The 24,427-nt window shown below is 62.1% G+C and carries 27 protein-coding genes; 15 read left to right on the top strand and 12 right to left on the bottom strand.

Features of this window, described 5'->3' with window-relative positions:
• Nucleotides 1–99: 99 nt before the first annotated feature.
• Genes NKF25_RS14235 through NKF25_RS14225 form a run of 3 tightly spaced genes read left to right on the top strand, consistent with a single transcriptional unit; the run spans nucleotide 100 to nucleotide 3,003 of the window.
• On the top strand, nucleotides 100–1,713 hold the full coding sequence (locus NKF25_RS14235; RefSeq protein ID WP_253227311.1) for an alkaline phosphatase family protein: 1,614 nt from the start codon (nucleotides 100–102) through the stop codon (nucleotides 1,711–1,713).
• A complete protein-coding gene (locus tag NKF25_RS14230) occupies nucleotides 1,710–2,726 on the top strand; it encodes a GNAT family N-acetyltransferase (protein ID WP_253227310.1) in 1,017 nt (338 codons plus the stop codon). The genes NKF25_RS14235 and NKF25_RS14230 overlap by 4 nt, the downstream gene beginning before the upstream one ends.
• A 43-nt stretch (nucleotides 2,727–2,769) precedes the next feature.
• Nucleotides 2,770–3,003: a hypothetical protein gene (locus NKF25_RS14225; protein ID WP_253227309.1), complete on the top strand. Its 234-nt coding sequence runs from the start codon at nucleotides 2,770–2,772 to the stop codon at nucleotides 3,001–3,003.
• 33 nt (nucleotides 3,004–3,036) lie between these two features.
• On the opposite strand, the gene NKF25_RS14220 is transcribed toward NKF25_RS14225, so the two are convergent.
• Entirely contained in the window at nucleotides 3,037–3,618 is a 582-nt protein-coding gene (locus NKF25_RS14220) for a metal-dependent hydrolase (protein WP_253227308.1), read from the bottom strand.
• Nucleotides 3,618–4,637, bottom strand: a complete 1,020-nt coding sequence (locus NKF25_RS14215; RefSeq protein WP_253227307.1) for a DUF1616 domain-containing protein — start codon at nucleotides 4,635–4,637, stop codon at nucleotides 3,618–3,620. The genes NKF25_RS14220 and NKF25_RS14215 overlap by 1 nt, the downstream gene beginning before the upstream one ends.
• Before the next feature lie 291 nt (nucleotides 4,638–4,928).
• Here NKF25_RS14215 and NKF25_RS14210 point away from each other — a divergent pair, with 291 nt between their 5' ends.
• From NKF25_RS14210 to NKF25_RS14195, 4 genes are all read left to right on the top strand, one after another.
• Nucleotides 4,929–5,114 carry a hypothetical protein gene (locus NKF25_RS14210; protein WP_342766333.1) on the top strand — a complete coding sequence of 62 codons (186 nt, stop codon included), beginning with the start codon at nucleotides 4,929–4,931 and terminating at the stop codon, nucleotides 5,112–5,114.
• 69 nt (nucleotides 5,115–5,183) lie between these two features.
• Entirely contained in the window at nucleotides 5,184–5,387 is a 204-nt protein-coding gene (locus NKF25_RS14205; protein WP_253227306.1) for a DUF1427 family protein, read from the top strand.
• A gap of 172 nt (nucleotides 5,388–5,559) precedes the next feature.
• Nucleotides 5,560–6,684, top strand: coding sequence for an acyl-CoA dehydrogenase family protein (locus NKF25_RS14200; RefSeq protein WP_253227305.1), 1,125 nt, complete (start codon nucleotides 5,560–5,562; stop codon nucleotides 6,682–6,684).
• 138 nt (nucleotides 6,685–6,822) lie between these two features.
• Complete coding sequence (locus tag NKF25_RS14195) at nucleotides 6,823–7,341, top strand: HAD-IA family hydrolase (RefSeq protein ID WP_253227304.1); 519 nt, start codon at nucleotides 6,823–6,825, stop codon at nucleotides 7,339–7,341.
• A 36-nt stretch (nucleotides 7,342–7,377) separates the two neighbouring features.
• Here NKF25_RS14195 and NKF25_RS14190 read toward each other — a convergent pair whose 3' ends face one another.
• Both NKF25_RS14190 and NKF25_RS14185 read right to left on the bottom strand, forming a co-directional pair.
• Nucleotides 7,378–8,028, bottom strand: a complete 651-nt coding sequence (locus tag NKF25_RS14190) for a helix-turn-helix domain-containing protein (protein ID WP_253227303.1) — start codon at nucleotides 8,026–8,028, stop codon at nucleotides 7,378–7,380.
• 194 nt (nucleotides 8,029–8,222) lie between these two features.
• A complete protein-coding gene (locus tag NKF25_RS14185) occupies nucleotides 8,223–8,471 on the bottom strand; it encodes a DUF5822 domain-containing protein (protein ID WP_253227302.1) in 249 nt (82 codons plus the stop codon).
• A gap of 102 nt (nucleotides 8,472–8,573) precedes the next feature.
• Between NKF25_RS14185 and panB the strand changes: the two genes are divergently transcribed.
• Nucleotides 8,574–9,383 carry a 3-methyl-2-oxobutanoate hydroxymethyltransferase gene (gene panB, locus NKF25_RS14180; RefSeq protein ID WP_253227301.1) on the top strand — a complete coding sequence of 270 codons (810 nt, stop codon included), beginning with the start codon at nucleotides 8,574–8,576 and terminating at the stop codon, nucleotides 9,381–9,383.
• Between the two features lie 102 nt (nucleotides 9,384–9,485).
• On the opposite strand, the gene NKF25_RS14175 is transcribed toward panB, so the two are convergent.
• Nucleotides 9,486–10,262, bottom strand: coding sequence for an alpha/beta fold hydrolase (locus NKF25_RS14175; protein ID WP_253227300.1), 777 nt, complete (start codon nucleotides 10,260–10,262; stop codon nucleotides 9,486–9,488).
• A gap of 235 nt (nucleotides 10,263–10,497) precedes the next feature.
• Between NKF25_RS14175 and NKF25_RS14170 the strand changes: the two genes are divergently transcribed.
• Nucleotides 10,498–10,740, top strand: coding sequence for a hypothetical protein (locus NKF25_RS14170; protein WP_253227299.1), 243 nt, complete (start codon nucleotides 10,498–10,500; stop codon nucleotides 10,738–10,740).
• Nucleotides 10,737–13,001 (top strand): CDC48 family AAA ATPase, encoded by a 2,265-nt coding sequence (locus NKF25_RS14165; protein ID WP_253227298.1) that lies wholly within the window; start codon nucleotides 10,737–10,739, stop codon nucleotides 12,999–13,001. The genes NKF25_RS14170 and NKF25_RS14165 overlap by 4 nt, the downstream gene beginning before the upstream one ends.
• A gap of 366 nt (nucleotides 13,002–13,367) precedes the next feature.
• Here the strand turns inward: NKF25_RS14165 and NKF25_RS14160 are convergent, their stop codons facing one another.
• From NKF25_RS14160 to NKF25_RS14145, 4 genes are all read right to left on the bottom strand, one after another.
• Nucleotides 13,368–14,384: a sodium:calcium antiporter gene (locus NKF25_RS14160; protein WP_253227297.1), complete on the bottom strand. Its 1,017-nt coding sequence runs from the start codon at nucleotides 14,382–14,384 to the stop codon at nucleotides 13,368–13,370.
• A 56-nt stretch (nucleotides 14,385–14,440) separates the two neighbouring features.
• A complete protein-coding gene (locus NKF25_RS14155) occupies nucleotides 14,441–15,352 on the bottom strand; it encodes a hypothetical protein (protein ID WP_253227296.1) in 912 nt (303 codons plus the stop codon).
• Nucleotides 15,349–16,521 carry a DNA primase small subunit PriS gene (priS, locus tag NKF25_RS14150; protein ID WP_253227295.1) on the bottom strand — a complete coding sequence of 391 codons (1,173 nt, stop codon included), beginning with the start codon at nucleotides 16,519–16,521 and terminating at the stop codon, nucleotides 15,349–15,351. Before priS ends, NKF25_RS14155 begins: the two co-directional genes overlap by 4 nt.
• A 105-nt stretch (nucleotides 16,522–16,626) precedes the next feature.
• Nucleotides 16,627–17,115 carry a GNAT family N-acetyltransferase gene (locus NKF25_RS14145; protein ID WP_253227294.1) on the bottom strand — a complete coding sequence of 163 codons (489 nt, stop codon included), beginning with the start codon at nucleotides 17,113–17,115 and terminating at the stop codon, nucleotides 16,627–16,629.
• 103 nt (nucleotides 17,116–17,218) lie between these two features.
• Between NKF25_RS14145 and NKF25_RS14140 the strand changes: the two genes are divergently transcribed.
• The 3 genes from NKF25_RS14140 (at nucleotide 17,219) to NKF25_RS14130 (ending at nucleotide 19,999) form a co-directional block, all read left to right on the top strand.
• Nucleotides 17,219–17,638 carry an archease gene (locus tag NKF25_RS14140; protein ID WP_253227363.1) on the top strand — a complete coding sequence of 140 codons (420 nt, stop codon included), beginning with the start codon at nucleotides 17,219–17,221 and terminating at the stop codon, nucleotides 17,636–17,638.
• 219 nt (nucleotides 17,639–17,857) lie between these two features.
• A complete protein-coding gene (locus tag NKF25_RS14135) occupies nucleotides 17,858–19,360 on the top strand; it encodes an RtcB family protein (protein ID WP_253227293.1) in 1,503 nt (500 codons plus the stop codon).
• A 96-nt stretch (nucleotides 19,361–19,456) separates the two neighbouring features.
• Complete coding sequence (locus NKF25_RS14130) at nucleotides 19,457–19,999, top strand: hypothetical protein (RefSeq protein WP_253227292.1); 543 nt, start codon at nucleotides 19,457–19,459, stop codon at nucleotides 19,997–19,999.
• Between the two features lie 18 nt (nucleotides 20,000–20,017).
• On the opposite strand, the gene NKF25_RS14125 is transcribed toward NKF25_RS14130, so the two are convergent.
• Complete coding sequence (locus tag NKF25_RS14125) at nucleotides 20,018–20,323, bottom strand: hypothetical protein (RefSeq protein ID WP_253227291.1); 306 nt, start codon at nucleotides 20,321–20,323, stop codon at nucleotides 20,018–20,020.
• A 234-nt stretch (nucleotides 20,324–20,557) separates the two neighbouring features.
• Between NKF25_RS14125 and NKF25_RS14120 the strand changes: the two genes are divergently transcribed.
• A complete protein-coding gene (locus NKF25_RS14120) occupies nucleotides 20,558–21,409 on the top strand; it encodes a translation initiation factor eIF-2B (protein ID WP_253227290.1) in 852 nt (283 codons plus the stop codon).
• 15 nt (nucleotides 21,410–21,424) lie between these two features.
• Here NKF25_RS14120 and NKF25_RS14115 read toward each other — a convergent pair whose 3' ends face one another.
• Nucleotides 21,425–22,525: a Gfo/Idh/MocA family oxidoreductase gene (locus NKF25_RS14115; RefSeq protein ID WP_253227289.1), complete on the bottom strand. Its 1,101-nt coding sequence runs from the start codon at nucleotides 22,523–22,525 to the stop codon at nucleotides 21,425–21,427.
• A 469-nt stretch (nucleotides 22,526–22,994) separates the two neighbouring features.
• On the opposite strand from NKF25_RS14115, the gene NKF25_RS14110 reads away from it, so the two are divergent.
• Nucleotides 22,995–23,450 carry an NUDIX domain-containing protein gene (locus NKF25_RS14110; RefSeq protein WP_253227288.1) on the top strand — a complete coding sequence of 152 codons (456 nt, stop codon included), beginning with the start codon at nucleotides 22,995–22,997 and terminating at the stop codon, nucleotides 23,448–23,450.
• A 1-nt stretch (nucleotide 23,451) separates the two neighbouring features.
• On the opposite strand, the gene NKF25_RS14105 is transcribed toward NKF25_RS14110, so the two are convergent.
• Nucleotides 23,452–24,423: a sugar phosphate isomerase/epimerase gene (locus NKF25_RS14105; RefSeq protein ID WP_253227287.1), complete on the bottom strand. Its 972-nt coding sequence runs from the start codon at nucleotides 24,421–24,423 to the stop codon at nucleotides 23,452–23,454.
• Between the last annotated feature and the right edge of the window lie 4 nt (nucleotides 24,424–24,427).

Raw genomic sequence — 24,427 nt, 5'->3', positions numbered from 1 at the left:
TACTGACGACGTTTGACGGGAATTCGGACAGTACGGCCACTCTAAACGGCTGGAAACTGACGCATAACAAAGGACGAACGAGGGGTTCGCGAAAACAGCATGGACTGTCAGATGCAGACCCTCCTCGTCGGAATCGACGCGGGGTGTCGGAGCGTCCTCGAACCGCTGTTCGAGAAGGGGGCGCTCCCGAACCTCGCCTCGATCTTCGATGAGGGGTCGACCGGGCCACTGGAATCGCAACTACCGCCGTGGACCCCCAGCGCGTGGCCCTCGTTGTACACCGGCGTTAACCCCGGAAAGCACGGCGTGTTCGGCTTTCTCCACTTCGACGGCTACGATTGGGACGTGGTGAACGCCAGCCGTGTCCGCGAGTACACGCTCTGGGAACTACTGGACCAACACGGCTTGTCGAGCGTCGTCGTCAACGCACCCGTCACACACCCGCCACGCGAAATCGACGGCGCGATACTGCCGGGGTACACCGCACCGGAAAACCCGACGTGTCACCCCGATGGACTCCTCGACGAAGTTCGGGACGAAATCGGCGGCTACCGGGTGTATCCGCCACGAAACCTCCCGGAGGAGCAATCCGTCGAATGGTATCGCCGCCTCACGCGCATGCGCGGTGACGCATTTAATTATCTCGTAGATCGCTTCGATCCCGACTTCGGCTTCGTCCAGTTCCAGAGTACGGACACGCTCTTTCACGAACATCCAGGCGACGAGGAGGTCGCCAGAGCGGTGTACGAAGCGGTGGACGAACAGGTCGGGAAGATCCTCGATACGTGTGACCCGGACACCGTCGTCGTCGCCAGCGACCACGGCATCGGCGAGTACAACGGCTACGAGTTCCGCGTCAACGATTTCCTGCACGAGGAGGGCTACGTCGAAACCGCCCGCGGCGGCGAAGGCATGCCCTCGTGGTCCACCATCGCGGGAAACCAGTTACAGCAGGGCGAGGAGAGTTCCTCCCACGAGCAGGGGATGGCCGAGCGGGGACTCGCGCTCGCCGCGCGGGTCGGCATCACGAGCCAGCGGATCGGAACCGTACTCGAACGCGTCGGGTTGGACACCGTCGTCGCGGAACACGTCCCCGAGCAGTTCATCCGCGCGGCGACGGAGCAGGTCGATTTCCCCAACTCCGTCGCGTATATGCGCGACAGAATCGAGTGCGGCGTCCGACTCAACGTCGAGGGACGCGACCCGAGCGGCGTCGTTTCTCCCGACGAGTACGAAGGGGTTCGCGCGGAGATCATCGAGAAACTGCGCGACGTCAGGACGCCGGACGGCGACTTCGTGTTCGAGACGGTCGCCCCGCGCGAGGAGTATTTCACCGGGCCGTACAGCGCGGACGCCGTGGACATCGTCTGTGTCCCCGCGGAGTTCGATCAGTTCCTCTCGGCCCAGCTCAGGGGCCAGCAGTTCGGCAAACCGAGCGAGCCGTGGAACCACAAGCGAGACGGCATCTTCGCTGCGGCGGGTGACGGCATCGACCCGGACGCGAACTGTGCCGGTGCCCATCTCTTCGACGTGGCACCGACGATTCTGGCGACGTTCGGACTCCCGGCGAGCGATCGGATGGACGGCCGGGTTCTCCCGGTCGTCGAATCGGTCGGCCAGCAGAGCTACCCCGCGTTCGAAGCGGGCGAGACGGTCGAAACGGACGACGAGCGCGTGGAAACGCGACTTGCGGACCTCGGATATCTCGAATGAGTATTACCATCGAAAAAGACGGCATCAGGATAGAGCGGACGAACGATCTGGATCGCTGGAACGACCTCGTCGAACGGTCGCCACAGGGGTCGGTCTTCCACCGACTGGAGTCGCTGGAAGTGCAGGCCGAACACACCGGTTCGGAGTTCCATCCCCTCATGGGGTACAAGGGACAGGAACCCGTGGGACTGTTCCCCGTCTTCACGATTTCGAAGGGCGGGATGACGACCGCGTTTTCGCCGCCGCCGGGCATCTGGCTCCCCAGCCTCGGCCCGGCCCTGTTGAACATGGGGAAACTCAAGCGACGGAAAGCCGAACGTCGACACCGCCGGTTCATCGACGGCTGTCTCAAGTGGCTCGACCACGAGTTCGCGCCGAAGTACGTCCACATCCGCACGGGAGCGGGCTACACCGACGTTCGCCCGTTCGAGTGGAACGAGTTCGAGATCCAGCCGCGACACACCTACGAGGTCGATCTCACGCCGGGCGAGGACGACGTGCTGGCCAGTTTCAGCGGCGACGCCCGGAGCAACACCCGAACCGACGAGAATCGCTACGAGATCGACGTCGGCGGCCCGGAAGCGATCCGTCGGATAATCGGGCAGGTGAAAGCCCGTCACGACGAACAGGACGAACCCTACAGCCTCTCCCCGGAGTTCGTCGTGGACCTCCACCGACGGTTGCCGGAGGGCGCGGTTCGCCCGTACGTCTGTGACGTTGACGGCGAGTTCGCGGGCGGAATGATAGCCCTCGCCGACGACGAGCGCGTGTACCGCTGGCAGGGCGGCGCGAAGCACAACCACGACGTTCCTATCAACGACCTCGTTGACTGGGCCATCATGCGCGACGCGATGGACGAGGGAATCGAACGCTACGACCTCGTCGGCGCGAACGAACGCCGACTCTGTGGCTACAAGGCGAAGTTCAACCCCGAACTCGTCCGCTATCACAGCATGGAGCGTGGCACGCGGATGATGAACCTGCTGTCCGACGTGTACAAGCGGTTCCGGTAAGAAACACGACAAGACTTTTCTTTCCCCGCTTTCTGGAGTGGACATGAAGGATTCGCTCGTCGCGGGAGGGATTACGCTGATATTCTTCGGTATCGGTTCTTCTTTCGGTCCGTTCGGAATCACGGTCGCGGGGTTTCTGCTGGTGATATTCGGACTGGCGACCAAAACTGACACCTTCGCCTCCCCACGAAAGGTGGAGTGTGACGCGTGTGGTCGAAAAAACTACCCCGAAGATGCAACTTGCCATCACTGCGGAACGGTTCTCTCCGGAAAATAAGTCACGTCGGTATTCGCACCGATTATCGTCCCGCTACCGTCCGACGACGGGTGCGTAACGGGTGATTGCCCGCGGAAGCCCCGGTAACCCGTCGAACAGCCAAAGACAGGCCGCACCGAGCAGGAGGCCGAGTTCGAGCGCGATGTAGCCGGTAACTGCCGGGTCGCCGAGGTGTGCGAGGTACTCGCCGAAGTACTCGTGGAATCGTGCCAGAAAGCCGAGACTCGAACTGTCGGGCGGGACGGGAACGAGCGGCCAGAGCAGGAAGGCGAACGAGGCCTCCTTGCCGATGGCCAGCGGATAGATGATGTCCCCAGCGAGATGCGAGAGGTAGCCCACGGTGAACGCGACGCCGATGTCCGTTCGTTTCGCGCGATGTGCGAGCACGAGCGCGGCCACGGACAGCGGAACCGCCGTGACGAGCGAGTGGGCCAACGAGTGACCGCTCGGGAGGACCGAAAGCGTCCATGCGAGCGGCTTGTCCACGAGGTCCGGCAGTTGTGTTGCGACCGCGAGGGCGACGACGGCATCGCCCCTCGGCGGCCGCCCGGTGCGGAAGTGACGATACGAGGAGTACACGAGGTAGCCGAACGCGAGGTGTTCCCACGGCCACATTATCCGGTCACGTTGATCCAGATTTGGGCGTGTTGGTCGGCGTTGTCCACCGTCGGATTGCTGGGCGGAGTGCCCTTGTAAAGCAGATACTCGACACGGAGGTTCTCACCGGTCATCGTCGGCGCGATGTCGTGGCGAACGCGCCACGTGTCACCAGCGCCGAGACGATGATCGAACCGTCCCAACTCCTCCTGTTTAGTGACGCTACCAGCACCGTTTGGCTGCTGTTCCACGCGCTGAAGTTCGACGACGACGGAGTAGTGAACCGCTTTATCCTCGTGATTGTTGACGGCGACGAACACGGGTTTCGACTCGCCCGCCGTGATGTTCTCCGGGTAGTTCTCGGCGACGTACTTCCCGTCGGATCCCTTCGTGAGCAGGGAGAGGTTGGAGAAGTGATCGCCGTCCTGCGGGGCGGCGACGGCGAACCCGACGGACGTCAGCGCGATCACGACCGAAAGCATGAGCGCGAGGTTGAGCACCACGTCGGTCGCCGATTCCTCGTCGAAGAGCGCACGATACAACCGAGCGATACCGCTCCGGAGCGAAATCGACAGTCGATTCTGTTTCGGCACGTAGAATCGCCGAATCACGGCGAAAAGCGAGACTACGAGCGTGAACCCGACGATCGCACCGAGTACGTGCAGCGGCGCGAACGACAGTTGAGCGAGCGAGAAGATGACGCCGAGCGTCGTCAGCAACGACACGCTGACGCCGAACGAGAGCGCACACCGTTCACCCGCCGTCACGCCGTCCTGCCGGAATCGCCCCGGACTCGACCATCTCGACGTTTGTTTTCCGGCCTGCGGGAACAACAACGCGACGAGGGCGTACCCCGGAGCGAAGAACACGAGTGGAATCCCCAACGCGACTGCGAGTGGCGTTCCGTACACCCCCGGTTGCATCAGCGCGAGGGAGAGGAGTATGACTGCAATACCGAGGATGGCCAAATCGATCGGAAACTCCAACACGGGACGCGTGATCCGTGTCCACCACGATTCGTTCGTCTCGTGGCTCATACGCGTAATTGTTCGCTGGCGGTCGTCGCGCGGTGCTGGCCCGTCTGGTGTTCTCGAAGCGGCATGGAAATCAGTCCGTGACCAGCGTATTCCCGGATGGTACTTTGTTATCCTGCGCGTACCGTCCCGCCGGTCGGGTTTACCTCCCATACTGACCGACCAACTTGCCGTAAACCGGGTTTTCGGCCCGGTAAGGGGTTCTTGTAACGCCGAAGGGAGTCCATAACAAAGGGGGAGAAGGAGAGATATGCCTCCAGACTTGCCGAACGGCAGGCAAGTGAACGACGGTGATTGACTCTGAATTGGACATGCTCAACCGACGACTCGGATGCACTGGCTCCGGACGGCGAAGTCATGTTCGCCGTGGACGAGGACGACGACGGCGGCAAGTTGGCTATCATCGCGGACATCACGCGGGACGACGCGTGGATATCAGTCCCGCTTGGTGTAGCACAACCACTCTCACAACGTCGTTGACGGCGAACTCGCCCGAACGACGCCACAGTCCGAACTACTTTTCACCGCACTCTCCGGAGTACATACCCAATGGATTACACACTCACTGCGCTTGCGATGCTGACCGGACTGCTGACCGGCGCGCTGTTCAAGTTCGTCGGCGTTCCGATTCCCGCCCCGCCCGAACTACCGGGCATCATGGGCATCGTCGGGATTTACCTCGGCTACAAAATCGTCGATGCGACCGGTTGGAGTCTCAATCTCGTCCTCACGACGCTCGGATTCGCAGGATAACGTCGAACGGTATTCGTAGTCGAGTCAGCTTCGAACGGTCGTGCGATTCGTGAACCTCGCACCAGAACCGTACCCATCAACAACGCCAAGCGAACCTCCTATCCCACCGTATCGATCGATCCTCGAAAGCGCGGAACGGGTACCTTTTTCCTCCGGCACTCGAAGAACCATCATGAACCTTTCAGCGGAACAGCGGGCCATTCAGGACGTGGTTCGGGAGTTCGCCGTGGAAGAGATCCGACCGACGGCAGGGGAGTGCGACGAGAAGCAGGAGTTCCCCGAGGACGTCTGGGACGGACTCGCCGAACTCGACATGATGGGGATGACGGTGCCGGAGGAGTACGGCGGGTTGGACGTCGGGAAGTTGACGTACAGCGTCGTCAACGAGGAAGTCGCCTACGGAGCGCTGTCGGTCGCAACCGCGCTGTCGGTGCACTGTCTGGCGACGTCCTGTCTCTCGGAGTTCGGCAGCGAGGGGATCAAAGAGCGGTGGCTCCCCGAGATGGCGAAAGGTCGCCCGGTCGGCGCGTTCGCGCTGTCGGAACCCGAAGCGGGGTCGAACCCGGCGGAGATGTCCACCGAAGCGCGTCGTGAGGGTGACGAGTACGTCATCAACGGCAAGAAACAGTGGATCACGAACGGCAAGCGCGCCGACGTGGTCGTCCTGTTCGCCAAAACGGACCGCGACGACCCGCGGAGCGTCACGCAGTTCGTCGTCCCGAAGGACGCCGGTATCGAGGTCGGCAAGAAGGAGGAGAAACTCGGCCTGCGAGCGAGCGACACGACGAGTCTCATCTTCGACGACGTTCGGATTCCCGCCGAAAATCGACTGACCGAGGAAGGAAAGGGGCTGTCGGCGGCGTTCCACATCCTGACGGGCGGCCGCATCGGCATCGCCAGTCAAGCGGTCGGCCTGTCGCAGGCGGCGCTCGACCAAGCCGTCGAATATTCCCAAGAGCGCGAGCAGTTCGACCGACCGATAGCGGACATCCAGACCATCCGGCACAAACTGGCGGACATGCAGACGAAGTTGCAGGCCGGACGACTGCTGACCCGCGATGCGGCCCGCCTCGCGGACGCCGGGGAGGACCACGCGACGGCCGCGAGCATGGCAAAGCTCTTCGCCAGCGAGTCCGCCGTCGACATCACGAACGAAGCGGTCCAGATTCACGGCGGCTACGGCTACACGACGGACTTCGACGTGGAACGGTTCTACCGCGATTCGAAGATAACGACCATCTACGAGGGAACGTCCGAAATCCAGAAGAAGGTCATCGCGCGAGACCTGCTCGGCTGAGAACGACTGGACGGTTCGGAGACGGTCGAGTGAATAACGTCTTCTTCCATACCCGTCGATGTCCAAACATCGACTTGCTGATCGATGCGTTACCCCCCAACCGAAGTCCCTTTGCCATCACCATACATACCGGTGACCGTGAGAGATGACGTTTCGGCGGTCGTGTACGACTTGGATGGGACGCTCGTGGACCTCATCGTAAACTGGAAACAGGTCGCGGTGGACGTCGCCGCGGTGCTTGACGACCACGGTGTCGATGCGAGTAACGTCGACCTCTGGGCGATGCTGGATTTGGCCGACGAAGCGAACGTCCGCGATGCAGTCGAGGCGGTCATCGGCGACCACGAGTGTACCGGTGCTCGGCGCTCGACGCGACTTCCCCACGCCGACGAACTGCTTCGACGTGAGGTGCCCGTCGGCGTCTGCTCGCTGAACTGCGAGGCATCCTGCCACGTGAGCCTCGAAACGCACGAACTCGCCGACGCGGTCGATGCCGTGATCGGCCGTGATTCGATCCCAACACGAAAACCGGACCCTGAGCCGCTTTTGGCGACCCTTCACGCGTTGGATGTCGACGGTCCCGCACTCTTCATCGGCGACTCCCCCCGCGACGAACTGACTGCGAAGCGGGCGGATGTGGCCTTCGAGTACGTGTAGATTCTTCAGGACAGAGTCTCTTCGACGACGCGGCGGTTACTCGTTGAGCGCGAGGGTGTTTTTGACGAGGTTCGAGTGCCCTCGGCGGAGTTTTTCGGAGATGGACTGGTGAGTCACGCCGAGCGAATCGGCGAGGTCCGTCGCCGACGCGTTTCGCGGCACCGAGTAGTAGCCCGTGTCGTACGCGAGTTGGAGCGTCCGTCGTTGGCTTTCGGTGAGGCCGTATCGTCCCGTCCGACCCTTCGAGAACTCGTGGATGTTCTGTAAGTCGAGGTCGATCCCTCGACGGCGGCAGTACTCGTGGGTGCGGGTGACGGCATCGTGCTCGCTGAACAGCAACTGGAGGTACCACGTATCGTCCTTTCCGCTGGCGGTCAACACCGTCCCGTTCTCCTCGACGAGGATTTGGGTCAACAATTCGATGTCCTTGATCCACTCGAGTCGGTAGAGGGATTCGTCCTCGAATCCCCCAATCAACTGGAAATCGCGGACGCTCTCGTCCGCTTCGAATGCGGTTTCGACTCCCTGACGGTCGTCGGTTCCGGCCCAGATGAAGGGCATGAACTGGTTCCGATTGTAGGCGACTACCTGCTCGATGTCGAATCGAACCGTATCGAGTGCATCGAGTGTTTTTCCCAAGGCGAACTCATCGGCGGGAAACGCCACCTCGGCTATCGTTCCCGTCATGGCCCTTTCTCAGGAGTTCTAGTTAATACCGTTATTGGCCGCTAAACTATAGATATCCAAAATGAGGTGAGAGAAAAAGCCGGAGGGGAAGCAGTGAACGGGAAAAACACTCAGATTCCGTATACATCCTAAATTTCCCAAAAATAGCGCCTTTTCGTTTGGAAATGCGTATCACTGTATATCATTGGTTAAAATTACGTTTCGGGTGTCTGATAGGCACGAGCGTAGAGAAACACGGCGATTGCGGTGACGAACCATACGATCGCACCGACCCTGATGGCGAAGGAGGCGCGCGAACTCCACGTCGGAAGTGAGACGCCGGTGACGAACGCGAGAAGTGCGACGAGTGGCGCACCGATGGTAATCGTGGTGACGAACGTCATCTGCATCACCCATCCGTAGTCGATGCCGTCAGGTTCGTAGGTTTCGACTGGTTCCGGCACGGCTAAACGCGGGAACCGAGCCGCCTTAAGGGTTGTCAGGTCGGATTCCGGTGAACATTCCCGACCGGGCAGGTTAAGCCGTCGGACCGACGAGTTCGAGGTATGCCAACGGTGAGGGATATCCGCGCCAAGGCGGGCGAGGAGCCGATTACGATGCTCACGGCCTACGACGCGCCGACCGCGGCCGTTATAGACGAGGCCGGTATCGACATGATACTCGTGGGAGACAGCATGGGCAACGCAGTGCTGGGATACGACTCGACGATTCCAGTGACGGTGGACGAGATTGCGAGTCGAACCGGCTCGGTCGTGCGGGCGACTAGAGACGCCCTCGTCGTCGCCGACCTCCCGTTCCTCGGCTTCGGCTACGACGAGAAGACCGCAGTCGAGAACGCGGGTCGAATGCTGAAAGAGGAGGGTGCGAGCGCCATCAAAATCGAGAGCGGCCCCCACACCGTCGAACTGACCGAGACGCTTTCGAACCTCGGTGTTCCGGTGATGGCCCATCTCGGTCTGACACCGCAGAGCGTCAATCAGTTGGGCCACGTTCGACAGGGAACCACACAGGACGAAGCGGACGAGATACTCGACCTCGCCAAACGACACGAGGATGCGGGAGCGTTCTCCCTCGTCCTCGAACACATCCCATCGAACCTCGCGGCGACCATCACCGCGGAACTCGACATCCCGACCATCGGAATCGGGGCAGGCCCGGATACGGACGGGCAAGTCCTCGTCATCAACGACGTCGTCGGACTGGGTGAGTGGAGTCCGCCGTTCGCCAAGCAGTTCGGCGACGTGAAAAGCGAGATGGAGCGTGCGGTTACGGCGTATCGGGACGAGGTCGAATCGGAGGAGTTCCCCAGCAAGAAACACAGTCACGTCGAGGACGAACTGGACGGCGTGTACTGAGCCGGTTTCGAATCGAGAGCTGTTTTGAGAGCGAACGCGGTTCGTTCGGGTCGTATGTCATTCGGGTCGTACGCGGGTTTTTCGGGTACGTCCGACTAACGACTACCGCGCGCCATCGAGGAACTCCACGACCGTCTCGTTGAACGCGTCGGGGGTTTCGAGCATGGCGAGGTGGGCCGCTCCCTCGATTTCCGCGTAGCTGCCGTCCTGCACGTTCTCGGCCAAGAATTCGTGATACCACGGCGGCGTGAGCATGTCGTATTCGCCGACGATGGCGAGCGTCGGCGCGGCAATCCCGTCAATCTCGTCGCAAACATCGAATGCATGACAAGAATGAAAATCACGACTCGTCACTCGCTGGCCGACCGTATACATCGACTCCTTCGACAGTTCGACGTATCGGTCGTCCGGGTCGTGAAACAGCCGGTCGCCCCCGTGGAGGAATTCGACCGCTCGGTCGAAATCGTCGTCCAACCACGAGAGCAAGTCGTCCAGGACGGAGAGCCGTGCACCGGTTCCGGCGAGGACGAGCGCTTCGGGTTCGAAATCACGTTCGAGGACCAGATGCATCACGACGGCACCGCCGAGCGAGTTACCGACGAAGGTCTTGGCGTCTGTCGCCTCTGCAACCGCCAATACGTCGCCAGCGTATGCGGAGAGAGTACCCCAACCGGGATCGGAATCGACGTCCTCGGAGCCGCCGTGGCCGCTCAAATCGAGCGCGACGACGGGGAACTCGGACGCGAGCCGAGCGAGTTGTGCCTTCCAAATCTCGTGTGTTCCCCCACTGCCGTGAACGAACAGAACCGGATTTCCGTCGCCACCTCGGTCTACGACGCGGTATGCAATCTCCCGACCCTGATGCGTGACTGACTCCATACGATTCGTTCTCGCGCACGAAGTATAAAGTTCGATGTCGAAGTCGCGTGTTCGATGCCAGAGACAGGTCCGATGCCGGAGTTGCGTTCGAGTATGGACGGGTCGGATCGGAAGCAAAATGGGGATAAAAATATGTGGACCACATTTGTACCTCCAAACGAGAATCGCAGTACTGCAAGGCCGTAATCAGCGAAAGTTATTTATATCTGTGTGCCTAACCAAAGGTTAGCCAAAGATGACTCTCGAACACATATCACAGCAGGAAGATAGTATCGCCCGTCGCTACGACTACGACGACGGCGAGCTCATCGCCGCGGATTTCGGCACGGCCGACGTATCTGTGGACGTGCTGGGAGACGTGGCAATCGTCGTCGTGGAGCGCGACGGCGAGAGTTTCCAGACCGAGATAGAGCTGTCGGCCGATGACGCGCAAGCGTTTATCAACAATGGTGTCCTCACTATCGAGGTGGGACAATGAAACTGACAGTCAAGCCGCTCAAGCAAAAGGACGCGGGTCGTGGACTCGCGGCGGTTGACCGACGCTCCATGGACGAGTTGGGCGTCGAGAATGGCGACTACATTGTCATCGAGGGGCGTGGGCAAGGTCGCGCAGTCGCGCGTGTATGGCCCGGCTACCCCGAGGACGAGGGTCGCGGAATCATCCGCATCGACGGGAAACTTCGGCAGGAGGCCGGCGTCGGCATCGACGACAAGGTCAGCATCGAGAAGGCCGACGTAAGCCCCGCGAACCGGGTGACGATCGCGCTCCCGCAGAACCTCCAGATTCGCGGGAACATCGCGCCGCACATCCGTGACAAGTTGAGCGGCCAAGCGATCACGCAGGGCCAAGCGATCCCGTTCGGCTTCGGCCTGATGGGCATGGGCTCCGGTCAATCCATCCCGCTCAAAGTCGCCGAGACCGATCCCGACGGAACGGTCGTCGTCACCGATTCGACGAACATCCAGATCAGCGAACGGCCAGCCGAGGAGATCGCGGCGAGCGGCGGTGCGGACGGTCAAGCCCGACCCGACGTGACCTACGAGGACATCGGCGGTCTGGAGCGCGAACTCGAACAGGTTCGCGAGATGATCGAACTCCCGATGCGCCACCCGGAGCTGTTCAGCCGCCTCGGCATCGACCCGCCGAAGGGCGTTCTGCTCCACGGCCCACCGGGGACCGGGAAGACGCTAATGGCGAAGGCCGTCGCCAACGAGATCGACGCCTACTTCCGCACGATTTCCGGCCCGGAGATCATGTCGAAGTACTACGGCGAATCCGAAGAGCAACTGCGCGAGGTGTTCGAGGAGGCCGAACAGAACGCCCCCGCGATCATCTTCATCGACGAACTCGACTCCATCGCACCCAAGCGCGAGGAGGCGGGCGGAGACGTGGAACGCCGCGTCGTCGCACAACTGCTCTCGCTGATGGATGGGTTGGAGGAACGCGGCGAAGTCACGGTCATCGCGGCGACCAACCGCGTGGACGCCGTCGATCCCGCGCTCCGCCGTGGCGGTCGCTTCGACCGCGAGATCGAGATCGGTGTGCCGGACCGCGACGGACGGCTCGAAATCCTGCAGGTTCACACCCGCGGAATGCCGCTCGCGGACGGCGTGGACTTGGAGGAGTACGCGGACAACACCCACGGGTTCGTCGGTGCCGACCTCGAATCGTTGGCCCGTGAAGCCGCGATGAACGCGCTCCGACGCGTCCGTCCGGAACTCGACCTCGATTCGGACGAGATTCCGGCGGACGTTCTGGAGTCACTGAAGGTGACGGAGGCGGACTTCAAGGAGTCGCTGAAGGGAATCGAACCCTCGGCGCTCCGCGAGGTGTTCGTCGAAGTCCCCGACGTCACGTGGCAGGACGTGGGTGGCTTGGAGAACACCAAGGAACGCCTCCGCGAGACCATCCAGTGGCCACTCGACTACCCCGAGGTGTTCCAGGCGCTCGACATGCAGGCCGCGAAAGGCGTCCTGATGTACGGGCCGCCGGGAACCGGGAAGACCCTGATGGCGAAGGCCGTCGCCAACGAGAGCGACAGCAACTTCATCTCGATCAAGGGTCCCGAACTGCTGTCGAAGTGGGTCGGTGAGTCCGAGAAGGGCGTGCGTGAAGTGTTCAGCAAGGCCCGCGAGAACGCCCCGACCGTGGTGTTCTTCGACGAGATCGACTCCATCGCGACGGAGCGCGGCCGCGACGGCGGCGGCGGTGGCACGCAGGTCAGCGAGCGCGTCGTCTCGCAACTGCTGACCGAACTCGACGGCCTCGAAGAGTTGGAGGACGTCGTCGTCATCGCCACCTCGAACCGCCCCGACCTCATCGACTCGGCACTCCTGCGCCCGGGCCGCTTGGACCGCCACGTCCACGTGCCGGTGCCGGACGAGGAGGCTCGCCACGCCATCTTCGAGGTCCACACGCGGGACAAACCGCTCGCCGACGACGTGGACTTGGAGGAACTCGCCACCCAGACCGAGGGCTACGTCGGTGCCGACATCGAAGCCGTCTGCCGCGAGGCCGCGATGGCCGCGAGCCGCGAGTTCATCGCGACCGTCTCGCCCGAGGACATCGGCGAGAGCGTCGGCAACGTCCGCATCACGGCCGAGCACTTCGAGGACGCGCTGGGTGAAGTGACCCCGAGCGTCACCGAGGAGACCCGTGAACGCTACGAAGAGATCGAAGAGCGCTTCGACACCGCGGAACCCGAAACGGAAGAGCAGTTGGGTCGGACGTTCCAATAGCACCTTTTGCTGCGGGAGCGCGGCGTTGCCGCGCTCCCTGGCAAAATCTGCACCAAAAGCGCTCCTCACCCCCTCCGGAAGACCGGAGGTCTTCCGTGCCCTGCTTCACTTCGTTCAGCAGGACTCCGGGGGTTCGTCGGCCCGGAAAATCTGAGATTTTCCGGCGAGACGCTAGCGACTGGCGGTTGTGTCACCGGCCGATTTTGGAAAATTGTGTCGTTTTTCGTTCTGGCGGTTGTGTCGGTTGCTGATTCCGGCGGTTGTGAAAATGCGAATTTTGGCGGTTGTGTCGATGGCCTATCGCGGTGCTGTCAGTGCAGTGTGTGGACAGCCTCGGCATCGGGGAACTGTTGGTCCAGCGAGAGCTCACGCGCCCGGAACGACGTGCGTCACCCCAACCGTCTCCAACACCATCCAAACGAGAAATAGACAGTAGAACGCGAGCAGTCCCCACGATTCCGTTTTCGAGAGCGTAAGCTCGGTGCGGAGGAAGCCGAAGACGATGACGGTGGCGAACGTGAGAAACCCCATCAGCGGGACGGCGACGGAGAAATCGATATCCGCCGACCCGGCCACGAGCACGCCTGCAGGAACCGCGATGAGCAGGTCGAAGACGTTGCTCCCGAGAACGTTGGCGAGGCTGGTCACGCCGTCGTTCTCCTTCGCGGCGCGGACGCTCACGAGCGTATCTGGGAGGCTCGTCCCGGCGGCGACCACGGTAAGTCCCCAGAGGAAATCCGGCGTGTCGAACAACCCACCGAACCCGAGGGCGGCTTGAACCAACCACTCGACCGCGACGGCGATGAGGACGAGGCTGGCGAGGAGCGACGCCCACTCCCGAAGCGGTGAAATGCCGTCGGTCGATGCCTCCGCATCGTAATCCTGTGTGTCCTGCCACTGCGTGAAGATGTAGACCACATATAGCCCGACGGGGAGGAGCGCGAGCGGTCGCGTGACCGTCCCGCCGAGGCGCATGTCGGCGACGGGGTGATAGATGACCGCCAGCGAGAACGTGATCATCACTACCGAGACGGCGATCATGTAGAACTGTGCTTCCTTGTAGACGACCGAGCGGTCGGCCTCGACGCCGTCCGCGAAGATGCCAGCCAACGCCGGGATGACGAGCAGGTTGAAGATCGCCGATCCGACGATAGCGCTCACGCCCAGATCGAACGCGCCGTGGACGTACGTCGAGACGACCGTACTCGAAAGCTCCGGAAAACTCGACCCGACGGCGACGACGATGGCCCCTTGGACGACCGGTGGGAGGCCGTAGTACGCCGAAAGCCGCTTGCTCGCCCGTTCCAGCATGTCGCTCGCCTTCCAGACGACCGCCGTCCCGACCAGCGCGAGCAGGACGAACCACCCGAATCCGGAGACCATACGCTCCGTTTTGCGTGAGACCTCTTAAAATCGAACAGTCGAAGGAGGAACCGAATTCAGTCGAGTTTTTCGGCCGCGTCGCGCTCGATGAGCGGCCCGGCGTTCTGGGTCGGGAGCGCGACCACGTCCTCGCTCGAAAGGTCGTATTCGCGCTCGTCGACGCCGAGAATCGAGCCGACGTCCTGCGTGATGCGGACCATGGTCCGGTCGTCCGAGAGGTCGGGTTCCGATTCCTCTGCAGGTTCCGGTTCGGATTTCGACTCCGGTTCGGATGCGCTCGTTTCCGGTGCATTCGAGGGATTATCGGGGCGTGCATCCGCGCTATCCGGCGCGACCGTTGCGCTACCGTCGGCTTCCGTCGCCGTCGGTTCGGGTTCCCGAGCGCTCGGTGCGGGCGACGCCGGTTCGGACTCACCCGATTCGTCGTCGCCCGTGATCGCGGCCGCTTCTGCGTTCGGACGGTCGTCGGAAGCCGATTCTGGGTCCGATTCCGACGTCGGTTCGGAGTCCACTGGGGACGCACGTTGATTTTGGGTCTGGGTTCCGGATTCGGTCGTCGACGGTTCGGTAGACGCGGATCCCTCGCCCGACAGGACGTCGAGGACGGTCGTCTTGTTCGACTCGATCCGTCCCACGAGATCCGAAAACAACACCTGCTCCTCGCTGGTCAGTCCTTCCTCGTCGGCCGGAATCCCGGCCGCGGCGAGGCTCGCACGTTTGACGACCTTGCCGACGCGGCGTTCGTACACCGCCTCGACGACCTCCTCGGCGGTCTGTATTTCGTCGGTCAATCGATTGACTTCGTCGGAATCGAACGGGTCACTCGCCCGTTCGGCGGCCCGCTCGCGCTCCTCGCGAAGGCCGCGGATGTACTCGCCGACGTCGCCGTAAAACGACTCGCGCAGATGCTGTAAGCTATCCTTCGAACGCTCCTTACTCTGTACACTGCGGAGTTCGTCGAGATTCATTCTTTCCCCTTTTCTGCCCGGTCACGCACCATAAGAAAGATGGCGACGTATTCGGGAATCGATATATTGCCCGCCGGGAGCCTAAAGCTTTCGCCCCGGAGCGAAAGTTGTGTCTCCGACGGCAGTTCGACCATCACCTCGTCGGCCGTGAACGTCTCCGGAATCGCGTCCCGAAGCGGATCGAAGTCCGTCAGTTCGTCGCGGGGAATTCGTTTGACCGCCAAGCCACTGCCGCCGTGGAGGCTTCCCGGCAGGCGAATGAGTCGGTGGGTGTCGGTCGTGACGGGTTCGTCCACCGCCGCACTTTCGGCCGCGAACACCTCGTCCGCGAGGATTCTCGCCAACTGGTAGAAGGCGGGGTGAACGTCCACGTTGCCGCGCTCGATCTCACGGCGGTTGTTCTTCGCGGCGTTGTACGCGCCCCGTGCCTTTCCGGACCCGATGCCGTCGTACTCCTGCAATCGGTCGAGCGCATCGGCTTCGTCCATCGAGAGGAGTTCGTCGACGAACGTACAGACGTGTTCGTGAACCCGGCCACCCCATCCGCCCTCGGTCGGGAGGGTTCGCTTTTGGGTCGGGTTTTTCAGGCCGAGTCCGGCGACCGTTTCGGTCTGCACCAACGATTCGAACTCGATTTCGTTCGCCATCACGTAATCGACGACCTCGCGCCGTCCCTCGCGATCCAATCCTTTGACGTGCTCGTCCCGGACGTGAACGTGATATCCCCGACCACCGGAGAAGACGACCGTCAGGTCCTCGAAGCCGAAGTCCCCTTCGAGGATGTCGAGCAGGTCGAGCAGTTCGTCCTTACACCGCGCGAGCATCTCGGCGTAGGACGTTTCCTCGGTGACGCCCGGCAGGTGGTCGGCGTCCAAGTCGAAGACGAGGTCCGCACTCCGCCAACGCTTTGCCTCCATCGTCCCCGCGCCGGGGTCGTGATAGCGCCCGGCGGAGAAATAGACGTGGCGCGGACGTTCGCGTTCGAGAAAGCCGCCGAGGGTGCCCAAATCGAGCAGGGAGTTGTGCCGAACCATGGTCGTGCCGGACCCGGCAGTCCATGGAATGTAGCCCCACTCGCGTTCGTCGGCATCCGGCGGGAGTTCCGGCGCTACCGCTCGGTAGTGATCACGGAACCGGCCTCGCAGATACGCTCGCGTCCGCTCTTCCATCGTACGTTCATGAAACACCCACCCGATTAAAGCGTTGTTTCTTTGGATGGAGCAGTTGCTTTTGGATGGTGTTCGACGATCCGTATTCGTTACAACGCGCGGCCGCTAGTTACGCATGAAATCCGAGAGACGCTTGGCGATACTCTCCTCCTCTCCCAAGCGGAGGTAGTAGGCGTCGCCGCCGTCCTCATAATAGTTGTCAATACGGCGCTCGACGGCGAAGCCGAGGTGGCGGTAGAAGTCGAGCGCGTTCTCGTTCGTCGTTCGTGCGTGGCAAGTGACGGACGCGTGGTTGTCCGCGACTTTGGCGACGAGTCGCTGGCCGAATCCCTCGCCCCGGAACTCGGGTTCGACCGCGAGAAAGAGTATGTAGCCGTCGCGTCGCGCCGCCGCAAACCCGACCAACTGGTCGCCCTCGTCGCCCTCGGTGACGTAACAGTAAACGGTCGAGCGTCGATACGCGTCCGTGAAAAACCCACGTCGTTGCTTCAGCACGCCCTCCTCCTGCCGGATTCGTTCCTTCAGCTGCCACGCCTCCCCGACGTAGCGATTGTCGCCCGGCCCGACGACGCGCGTGTCGATATTCACACTCACTCTGTGGCAGTAATAGGCAAACAAATATAATTCCACCGGCATACAAATCCAGCGGGCGTGCGGAGTGACAACGCTGAAACTGACAGCGACCGAAGGGTACACGATGGGCTACGAACTCCGCGATCACACCGCAGATGTCGGCGTCGAAGCGACCGGTGCCACGCTTTCGGCCGCCTTCGCGGCCACCGCGGACGGCATGGCGGCCGCCATGCTGGACGAGGACGAAATTCCAGCGATGGGAGAGCGGTTCGATATCGAGGTACGCGCCGAAAACCGGGAAGCGCTCCTCTTCGATTACCTGGACGAACTCATCTACCAGCGCGACGTTCGGGAGGTTCTCCCGGTCGATAACGATGTCACCTTCGGTGGCGACGGAAACGGAAAGTGGGAACTCACCGGCAGCGCACGCGGCGTCCCGCTCGCCGGACTCGGCGCACGGGAGATCAAAGCCGTCACCTACTCCGAAATGGCGATCGAGGAGACCGACGACGGCTGGCACGCCTACGTCGTCTTCGACGTGTAGCGGGGGTCGGTTTCGTGTTCGAACGCGGGATGGTAGGGTTCGGTAATTGCTCTCCCGAAAAAAACTGGATATCCCTCTTCGTAACGAGCGGGTGAGATTCTTCCAAACCTCATTCCGGAAGTCACACCCACCGAGACGAACCGGAATGCCAACTCACGATCGATGTCCCCATCACGGTCCCCGAAATAGCTTCGGCGGTCGCTCCCGAACATCCTACGTATGAAAACGTACACCGCGGGGGAAATCACGCTCGAACAGGTGGAAGAGTACGTTTGGGAGATTCCACAGGGGAAAGGGATGGGGACGCCCGCTCGCGTCCTCGCCAGCGAGGAACTGCTCGCCGAGATAGCGGAGGACAAGACGCTCCAGCAGTTGCAGAACGCGACCAGTCTACCGGGAGTGGTGAAGTACGCGGTCTGCATGCCGGACGGACACCAAGGATACGGCTTTCCGGTGGGTGGTGTCGCCGGAATCGACGCGGAAAACGGCTGTATCTCGCCGGGGGCGGTCGGCTACGACATCAACTGCGGTGTCAGGATGATGCGGACGAACCTGACGGCCGAGGACGTGCGCGGCCACGAGGAGGAACTCGTGGGGGAACTGTTCGACGCGATTCCGTCCGGATTGGGCGGCGGTGGTGTCGTGGAGGCAGGAATCGACACGGTCAACGAGGTGCTGGACCGCGGCCTGGCGTGGGCGCTGGAGGAGGGCTACGCGACGGACGCCGACCTCGCACACTGCGAGGACGAGGGGGTTCGAGAGGAGAGCGACCCGGCAGCCGTCTCTGAGAAGGCGAAAAATCGCGGGAAAAACCAGTTGGGTAGTCTGGGCAGCGGCAACCACTTCCTCGAAGTCCAGCGCGTGGCGGACGTGTTCCGCGACGACGTTGCGGAGGCGTACGGACTGTCCGAAGGGCAAATCGTCGTTCTCATCCACTGCGGCAGTCGGGGGTTGGGTCACCAGGTCTGTACGGATTACCTGCGAAAGATCGAGCGAACGCACTCCGACCTGCTGTCGCGGCTTCCGGACAAGGAACTCGCCGCGGCACCGGCCGGAAGCCGACTCGCCGAGGAGTACTACGCGGCCATGGGTGCGGCCATCAACTTCGCGTGGGTGAACCGCCAACTGGTCATGCATCGGACGCGGGAGGTGTTCGAGGACGTGTTCGACCGCCCGTGGCAAGCGATGGACATGGAATTGCTGTACGACGTGGCCCACAACATCGCCAAGAAGGAGACACACGTCGTGGGGGTTGGGCCGGAGGGCCGACCAGTGGGAGACGACGAAGCCGTCGACCGCGAGGAGCGAGAACTGTTCGTCCACCGGAAGGGCGCGACTCGGGCGTTTCCGGCGGGACATCCCGAGGTACCGGGCGCGTATCTCGATGTCGGCCAACCCGTCATCATCCCCGGCAGCATGGGGACGGGAAGTTACGTGCTTCGCGGCGGCGAAGCGTCGATGGAGCGTAGTTTCGGCTCGACCGCACACGGTGCGGGTCGTGTGATGAGTCGCACACAGGCCAAGCGGGAGTACTGGGGCGAAGACGTTCGGGAGGAATTGGCGGGAGAGCAAATCTTCGTCAAAGCCCAGAGTGGTGCGACGGTCGCCGAGGAAGCACCGGGCGTCTACAAGGACGTGAACGAAGTCGTTCGGGTGTCCGACGCGCTCGGAATCGGCGACAAAGTCGCACGGACCGTGCCAGTCTGCAACATCAAGGGGTGACTCGACCGGTATAATGCCACCCATCGAGTGGTAGGTTCAATACTCCATTCACCAATCAAAAGATATTGATACACAGGAAGACAATAGTGTTGACATATGCGACGACGAGCGTTGCTGAGCACGTTGGGGACGAGTGTGACGGCAGGCTGTTTGGGGAATATTCTCCACGATACACGGGGGGAATCCCGATTTACGATCGACAATGACTCCGTTCCCGAGAACCTCCCTGCCACGCTCTCGGCGGATCTACGCTCCGAATCCACGGCGGAACATCCGGCACGAATCCGCGTTCGGTTCGAATACACGGGCGACGAGCCCCGGTCGTTTCGGTTCAGCTACCCCGCCCCGTTCGCGGACACCCTCGGCATCGCGGCCGACGGCTCGAAACTCGTTCTCAAATACGAGGCCGATCCGGGGGACCATCACGACGGGTGTTGGTGGTCGAAGCTGTCCTACGGTGGGACTGCAACCGAGAATCGCCGGTTCGACCCCGGCGAGGGGGCACACGTCGAGTGGTCGGTGTTGACCCACGAAGCGATGGAGTCCTGTTATCCGTCTGGAAGCTATCGGTTCGAGGACGAGTACACCGTCGCCGGGAGGACGTACGAGTGGGGGTTTCACCTCAACGTGCACGAGTGAGAACGGGATCCGTGTCCACTACGTCCGAAAGTCGAAGTTCGGAGCGTCTTCGGGGCGGAGCGGCACCTGTGGTTCGAGTTCCTCCCCGTTTTCGTATCGGATGAAGTTGAGGTAGTACAGTTCGCCACAGCCATCGTCGTCGGTTTCGCTCGCTCCACAGACGATTTCGACGCCGTCCGCGTCCTCGAAGTCGTCGTAGGCGTTGGCGTACGTCCATCCGTCCAGCGGGTCGGCAGTCACCGATTTGTCGGCCAGATTGGCTCGGCGTTCGAGCGTCGCAATCGCACCGCAGTGGGGGCAGTAGTATCGAACGGGAACGGTCATGGGAATCGGTTAGCGTCCGGCGAATGTAAACCGTTCGCCCAATTTAGTTGTCAACTTCGACCCTGGTGAAATCGAACGTCGTTGTGGACGGGCGGAACCCCCTCCAAACGTCATCACTGCCGACTCGGGACGATCGTCAAACCGAGGTCGGGAACGACCATCGACCGCAGACCCGGAACGACCGCCAACCGCAGACCCAGAACAATCTTGTAGCCCGACGAACTTCGTTAGGTCATGATAGACGAGACAGTCGAGGAGATACAGGAGATGCAGACACACAGCTCCTCGACCGTCGCGGTCAAGGCAGCGAGGGCGCTCTCGGACCTCAACGACCGCGATTTCGAGACGGTCGAGGAGTTCGAGCGTGCGCTCGACCACAACAGCAGCGTGCTCCGCCGGGCGAACCCCTCCCACGCGTCGCTCGTCACGACCCAACGTGCAATCGTGACGATGGTCACGGAGTCGGACAACGAGTCGGTCGAACAGGCAAAGGAGAACATGCAAGCGGCCATCGACAGCGTCGTCGAACAGGTCATGACCGCCAAGCGCCGTGCCGCTGAGAACGCCGCGCCGCTGTTCAAGGACGGCATGACGCTGCTGACGCACGATTACTCCTCCACCGTGCTGGAAGCCGTCGAAACCGCCGTAGCGAACGGTGCGTACCTCGACGTGTACGTCATGGAAGCCCGTCCACGCTATCTCGGACGGAAGACCGCCCGCGTGCTCGGCGAAGTCGACCAAGTGGACGTGACACTCATCATCGACAGCGCCGCCGGTCACTACCTACCGGAGTGTGACCGCGTGTTCACCGGCATGGACTGCATCGTGGACGAAACCCTTTACAACCGCGTCGGGACCTTCCCGCTCGTCGCCACCGCGAACGAAGTCGGAGTCCCGGTCACTTCCGTCGGGTCCAGCGCGAAAATCGTCGGCGAGGCGTTCCGCTTCGAGAACGACTTTCGCTCCGGCAGCGAGGTCATCCGGGAACCGGCCGAGGGCTTCACGGTCGCCAACCCGGCCTACGACGCTACCCCGACCAACCTCCTTAGCTCCGTCGTCACCGACGAGGGAACGTGGGAGTACTGAACTAGAAAACGAATCCTATTCGACGGCGACCCACTCGCCGCTCTCGTCGCTTCGCTCGATAGCGTCCAGCACCTTCTGAATCTCCAGCCCATCGTCGAAGTTCGGACGGTACTCCTCTCCTGATTCCACTGCTGTGAGGAACTCGTAGTCCTCGTGGACGAACGTGTGTTCCCACCCGATGACGTGGCCCGGCGGCCACCAGTGGTCGATATACGGGTCGGACTCGTCGGTCACGAGAACCGTCTCGTAGCCGCGGTCGTCGCCGCGTAGGACCTCCAGTTCGTTGAGCCGTTCGAGCGAGAACTTCAGGCTGCCCTCCGAGCCGTGAATCTCGATGGAGTGGTCGTTCTTGTGCCCGTCGGCGAACCGCGAGGCCTCGAACGTCGCCATGACGTTTCCTTCTAGTTCGGCCTGCGCGGAGTAGGCGTCGTCCACCGTGACGGGTTTGGTCTCGCTTCCGTCTTCGGTGGGACGCTCGTCAACGAACGTCCGGAGGTGGCCGGACACGCGTTCCACGTCGCCGACGAGGAAACGCGCGAGGTCGATGGTATGCGCGCCGAGGTCGCCGAGCGCGCCGCTCCCCGCCAGTTCCTCGTCGTTGCGCCACGACCACGGCGCGTCGGGGTCCACCAGCCAATCCTGTAGGTAGCGGCCGCGGAACTGGTGAATCTCGCCGAGTTCGCCGTCCTCGATGAGGTTCTTTGCGTACTGAATCGCCGGGATGTACCGATAGTTGAACGCCGTCGCGGTCGGCACGCCCGCCGCTTCCGCGGCGTCGGCCATCCGCTCCGCGTTCGCGAGGTCCGCCGCGAGCGGCTTCTCACAGAGGACGGGAACGCCCGCCTCCAGCGCCGCGATGGACGGTTCCGCGTGAACGAAGTTCGGCCCGAGGTTGTAGAACACGTCCACCTCGTCGATTACCTCCTCCCAATCCGTACTGGTGTGTTCGAATCCCAATCGCTCGGCGGCCTCCGCGAGTGCCTCCTCGTTCCGGCCGATGAGCGTGTGGCGTTCGATATCCGGCGCGTCCGGGAAAAACATTGGCAGTCGGGCCATGGCGTTGGCGTGAGCCTTCCCCATGAATCGATACCCCAACACACCGATTTTCAGTGTCATGATCGGGTTTCAATTCTGCGGGAAGGGGCTTAGTGTTTGATGGCTAGGGCAAGGATGGACGGGAATGGGACAAGCGGCAATTCGGGGAGACGAGTTGGACTCAATGAGGGACTGAGAGATACTATTTCGAACTGAATTGTACTGAAAAGAGCTACCGAGGAGAGAGATATATCGGAACCGCTGTTTTGCTTCGTCTGTGAGTGCAGTTCCTGAGAAGCAGACCACCTCGAAAGCCCCCGCCACGCTCGCGGTCGCTCAGCGACATCTCGGTTTCGCTCGTTTCACTCGCTTCACCGAGAGCGGTCACTGAGACGACCACGCGGTGCGCGAACGGGCGGGGGCTTTCTGGATCCTGTTCGTAGTTGCTGCAATCACAAAACCATCAAAAACTCGTTGGAGCGAAATTGACGAGACAGAGCCCTCGGGTTTCGATAGACTCACCACGTAGCCAACACTCGTACCGAATCCCATGCCCGAACGACACATCCGCGTCTCGGCGCGCGGTCTGATTCACCGAAAAAACCGCCACGACGAAAACTCTCACCTCGAAGAACTCCTCGTCGCACGCGACTGCCACCCGAACGGTGATCCGTTTTACTACCCGCTCGGCGGCGGCGTCGAGTTCGGCGAACACAGCGAGGACGCCCTCCACCGCGAGTTCGACGAGGAGTTGGGCGTCTCGCTCTCGAACGTTCGGGAGTTCGGAACGTACGAAGAGGTGTTCACGACCGACGGACAGAAACAGCACGAAGTGTGGCGCGTCTACGAAGCAGAAATCGCGGAGTCGTGGCCGTACGAGGAGGACGAGTTCTCGGGCTACGAAGCAGAATTGGACGAAGAAATCGAGTGCGTCTGGAAACAGCCGACTGCATTTTCCGAGGGAGGGGAGACGCTGTATCCCGAACCGCTCGTCGAGGTGTTGTGAGTTATTCCGCCCAGTAGGCGTCGCCGGGCGTGGTGCGGAAGACGGCACGCTGGAGCAACTCGACGGCCTTCTCCAACCCTTCGCGCGAACTGGTGAGCGAGTCCTCGTGTTCGATGGAGAGCGCGCCGTCGTACTCCACGAGGCGGAGGGCACTCACGATGTCCTTCCAGTGGCCCTCGCCGTGGCCGTAGCCGACCGAGCGGAACAGCCACGAGCGGTCCGCTTCGTCGGTGTACGGTGTGGTGTCGAGGACGCCCTTGTAGCGGGCTTGGGACTCGTACACCTTCGTGTCCTTGGCGTGGAAGTGGTGGATGGCGTCGTGTTCGCCGAGCAGGCGGATGGCCTCGGGAACGTCGATGCCCTGCCAGTAGAGATGGCTAGGGTCGAAGTTCGCGCCGACGCGCTCGCCCGTCGCCTGGCGAAGTTCGAGCATTCCGGCGGGTTCGTGGACGAGCATGTTCGGGTGCATCTCGATTGCGAGGTCGACGTCGTGGTCATCGGCGAACGCCTCCAGTTCCTGCCAGTACGGAATCGCCACGTCCTCCCACTGGTATTCGAGCGCCTCGGCGTGCTCCGGGGGCCACGGCGCAGTGATCCAGTTCGGGTACTCGTCGTTCGGGCCGCCCGCGGGCAGGCCGGAGAAGCAGGTGACGGTGCCGACGTCCAACTGGTCGGCGAGTTCGATGGCCTCGCGGAGTTCCGTGTCCGCCTCCTCGGCCGTCTCGTCGTCCGGGTGTATCGGGTTGTTGTGCGTCGCCAGCGCGCTGATGCGCATGTCGTGCTCGGCGAGCAGGTCGTGGAGTTCCGCCTGTGCGTCCTCGTCGCCCAGATACTCGTCGCGCGGAAGGTGCGTGTCGCCGGGGAAGCCGCCGACGCCGGGTTCGATGGCGTCCACGCCGATGTCGTTCAGATATTCGAGCGCGTCTTCGAGCGATTCGCCGTACAGTGGTGGTGTGTGAACGCCGATGTCCATGTTA

The sequence above is a fragment of the Haladaptatus sp. AB643 genome (genome assembly GCF_024136975.1).
Taxonomy (GTDB): domain Archaea; phylum Halobacteriota; class Halobacteria; order Halobacteriales; family Haladaptataceae; genus Haladaptatus.
The sequence above is the reverse complement of the archived record's forward strand: the minus strand, read 5'-3'. Positions and strand labels throughout refer to the sequence as shown.

Coding starts and splice junctions, on each gene's coding strand:
- priS (WP_253227295.1), bottom strand. CDS start 16,521: ATGGAAGAGCGGACGCGAGCGTATCTGCGAGGCCGGTTCCGTGATCAC.
- NKF25_RS14140 (WP_253227363.1), top strand. CDS start 17,219: ATGGGCTACGAACTCCGCGATCACACCGCAGATGTCGGCGTCGAAGCG.
- NKF25_RS14215 (WP_253227307.1), bottom strand. CDS start 4,637: ATGAGCCACGAGACGAACGAATCGTGGTGGACACGGATCACGCGTCCC.
- NKF25_RS14225 (WP_253227309.1), top strand. CDS start 2,770: ATGAAGGATTCGCTCGTCGCGGGAGGGATTACGCTGATATTCTTCGGT.
- NKF25_RS14235 (WP_253227311.1), top strand. CDS start 100: ATGGACTGTCAGATGCAGACCCTCCTCGTCGGAATCGACGCGGGGTGT.
- NKF25_RS14105 (WP_253227287.1), bottom strand. CDS start 24,423: ATGGACATCGGCGTTCACACACCACCACTGTACGGCGAATCGCTCGAA.
- NKF25_RS14120 (WP_253227290.1), top strand. CDS start 20,558: ATGATAGACGAGACAGTCGAGGAGATACAGGAGATGCAGACACACAGC.
- NKF25_RS14110 (WP_253227288.1), top strand. CDS start 22,995: ATGCCCGAACGACACATCCGCGTCTCGGCGCGCGGTCTGATTCACCGA.
- NKF25_RS14200 (WP_253227305.1), top strand. CDS start 5,560: ATGAACCTTTCAGCGGAACAGCGGGCCATTCAGGACGTGGTTCGGGAG.
- NKF25_RS14115 (WP_253227289.1), bottom strand. CDS start 22,525: ATGACACTGAAAATCGGTGTGTTGGGGTATCGATTCATGGGGAAGGCT.
- NKF25_RS14155 (WP_253227296.1), bottom strand. CDS start 15,352: ATGAATCTCGACGAACTCCGCAGTGTACAGAGTAAGGAGCGTTCGAAG.
- NKF25_RS14190 (WP_253227303.1), bottom strand. CDS start 8,028: ATGACGGGAACGATAGCCGAGGTGGCGTTTCCCGCCGATGAGTTCGCC.
- NKF25_RS14220 (WP_253227308.1), bottom strand. CDS start 3,618: ATGTGGCCGTGGGAACACCTCGCGTTCGGCTACCTCGTGTACTCCTCG.
- NKF25_RS14165 (WP_253227298.1), top strand. CDS start 10,737: ATGAAACTGACAGTCAAGCCGCTCAAGCAAAAGGACGCGGGTCGTGGA.
- NKF25_RS14135 (WP_253227293.1), top strand. CDS start 17,858: ATGAAAACGTACACCGCGGGGGAAATCACGCTCGAACAGGTGGAAGAG.
- NKF25_RS14160 (WP_253227297.1), bottom strand. CDS start 14,384: ATGGTCTCCGGATTCGGGTGGTTCGTCCTGCTCGCGCTGGTCGGGACG.
- NKF25_RS14125 (WP_253227291.1), bottom strand. CDS start 20,323: ATGACCGTTCCCGTTCGATACTACTGCCCCCACTGCGGTGCGATTGCG.
- NKF25_RS14205 (WP_253227306.1), top strand. CDS start 5,184: ATGGATTACACACTCACTGCGCTTGCGATGCTGACCGGACTGCTGACC.
- panB (WP_253227301.1), top strand. CDS start 8,574: ATGCCAACGGTGAGGGATATCCGCGCCAAGGCGGGCGAGGAGCCGATT.
- NKF25_RS14170 (WP_253227299.1), top strand. CDS start 10,498: ATGACTCTCGAACACATATCACAGCAGGAAGATAGTATCGCCCGTCGC.
- NKF25_RS14175 (WP_253227300.1), bottom strand. CDS start 10,262: ATGGAGTCAGTCACGCATCAGGGTCGGGAGATTGCATACCGCGTCGTA.
- NKF25_RS14230 (WP_253227310.1), top strand. CDS start 1,710: ATGAGTATTACCATCGAAAAAGACGGCATCAGGATAGAGCGGACGAAC.
- NKF25_RS14130 (WP_253227292.1), top strand. CDS start 19,457: ATGCGACGACGAGCGTTGCTGAGCACGTTGGGGACGAGTGTGACGGCA.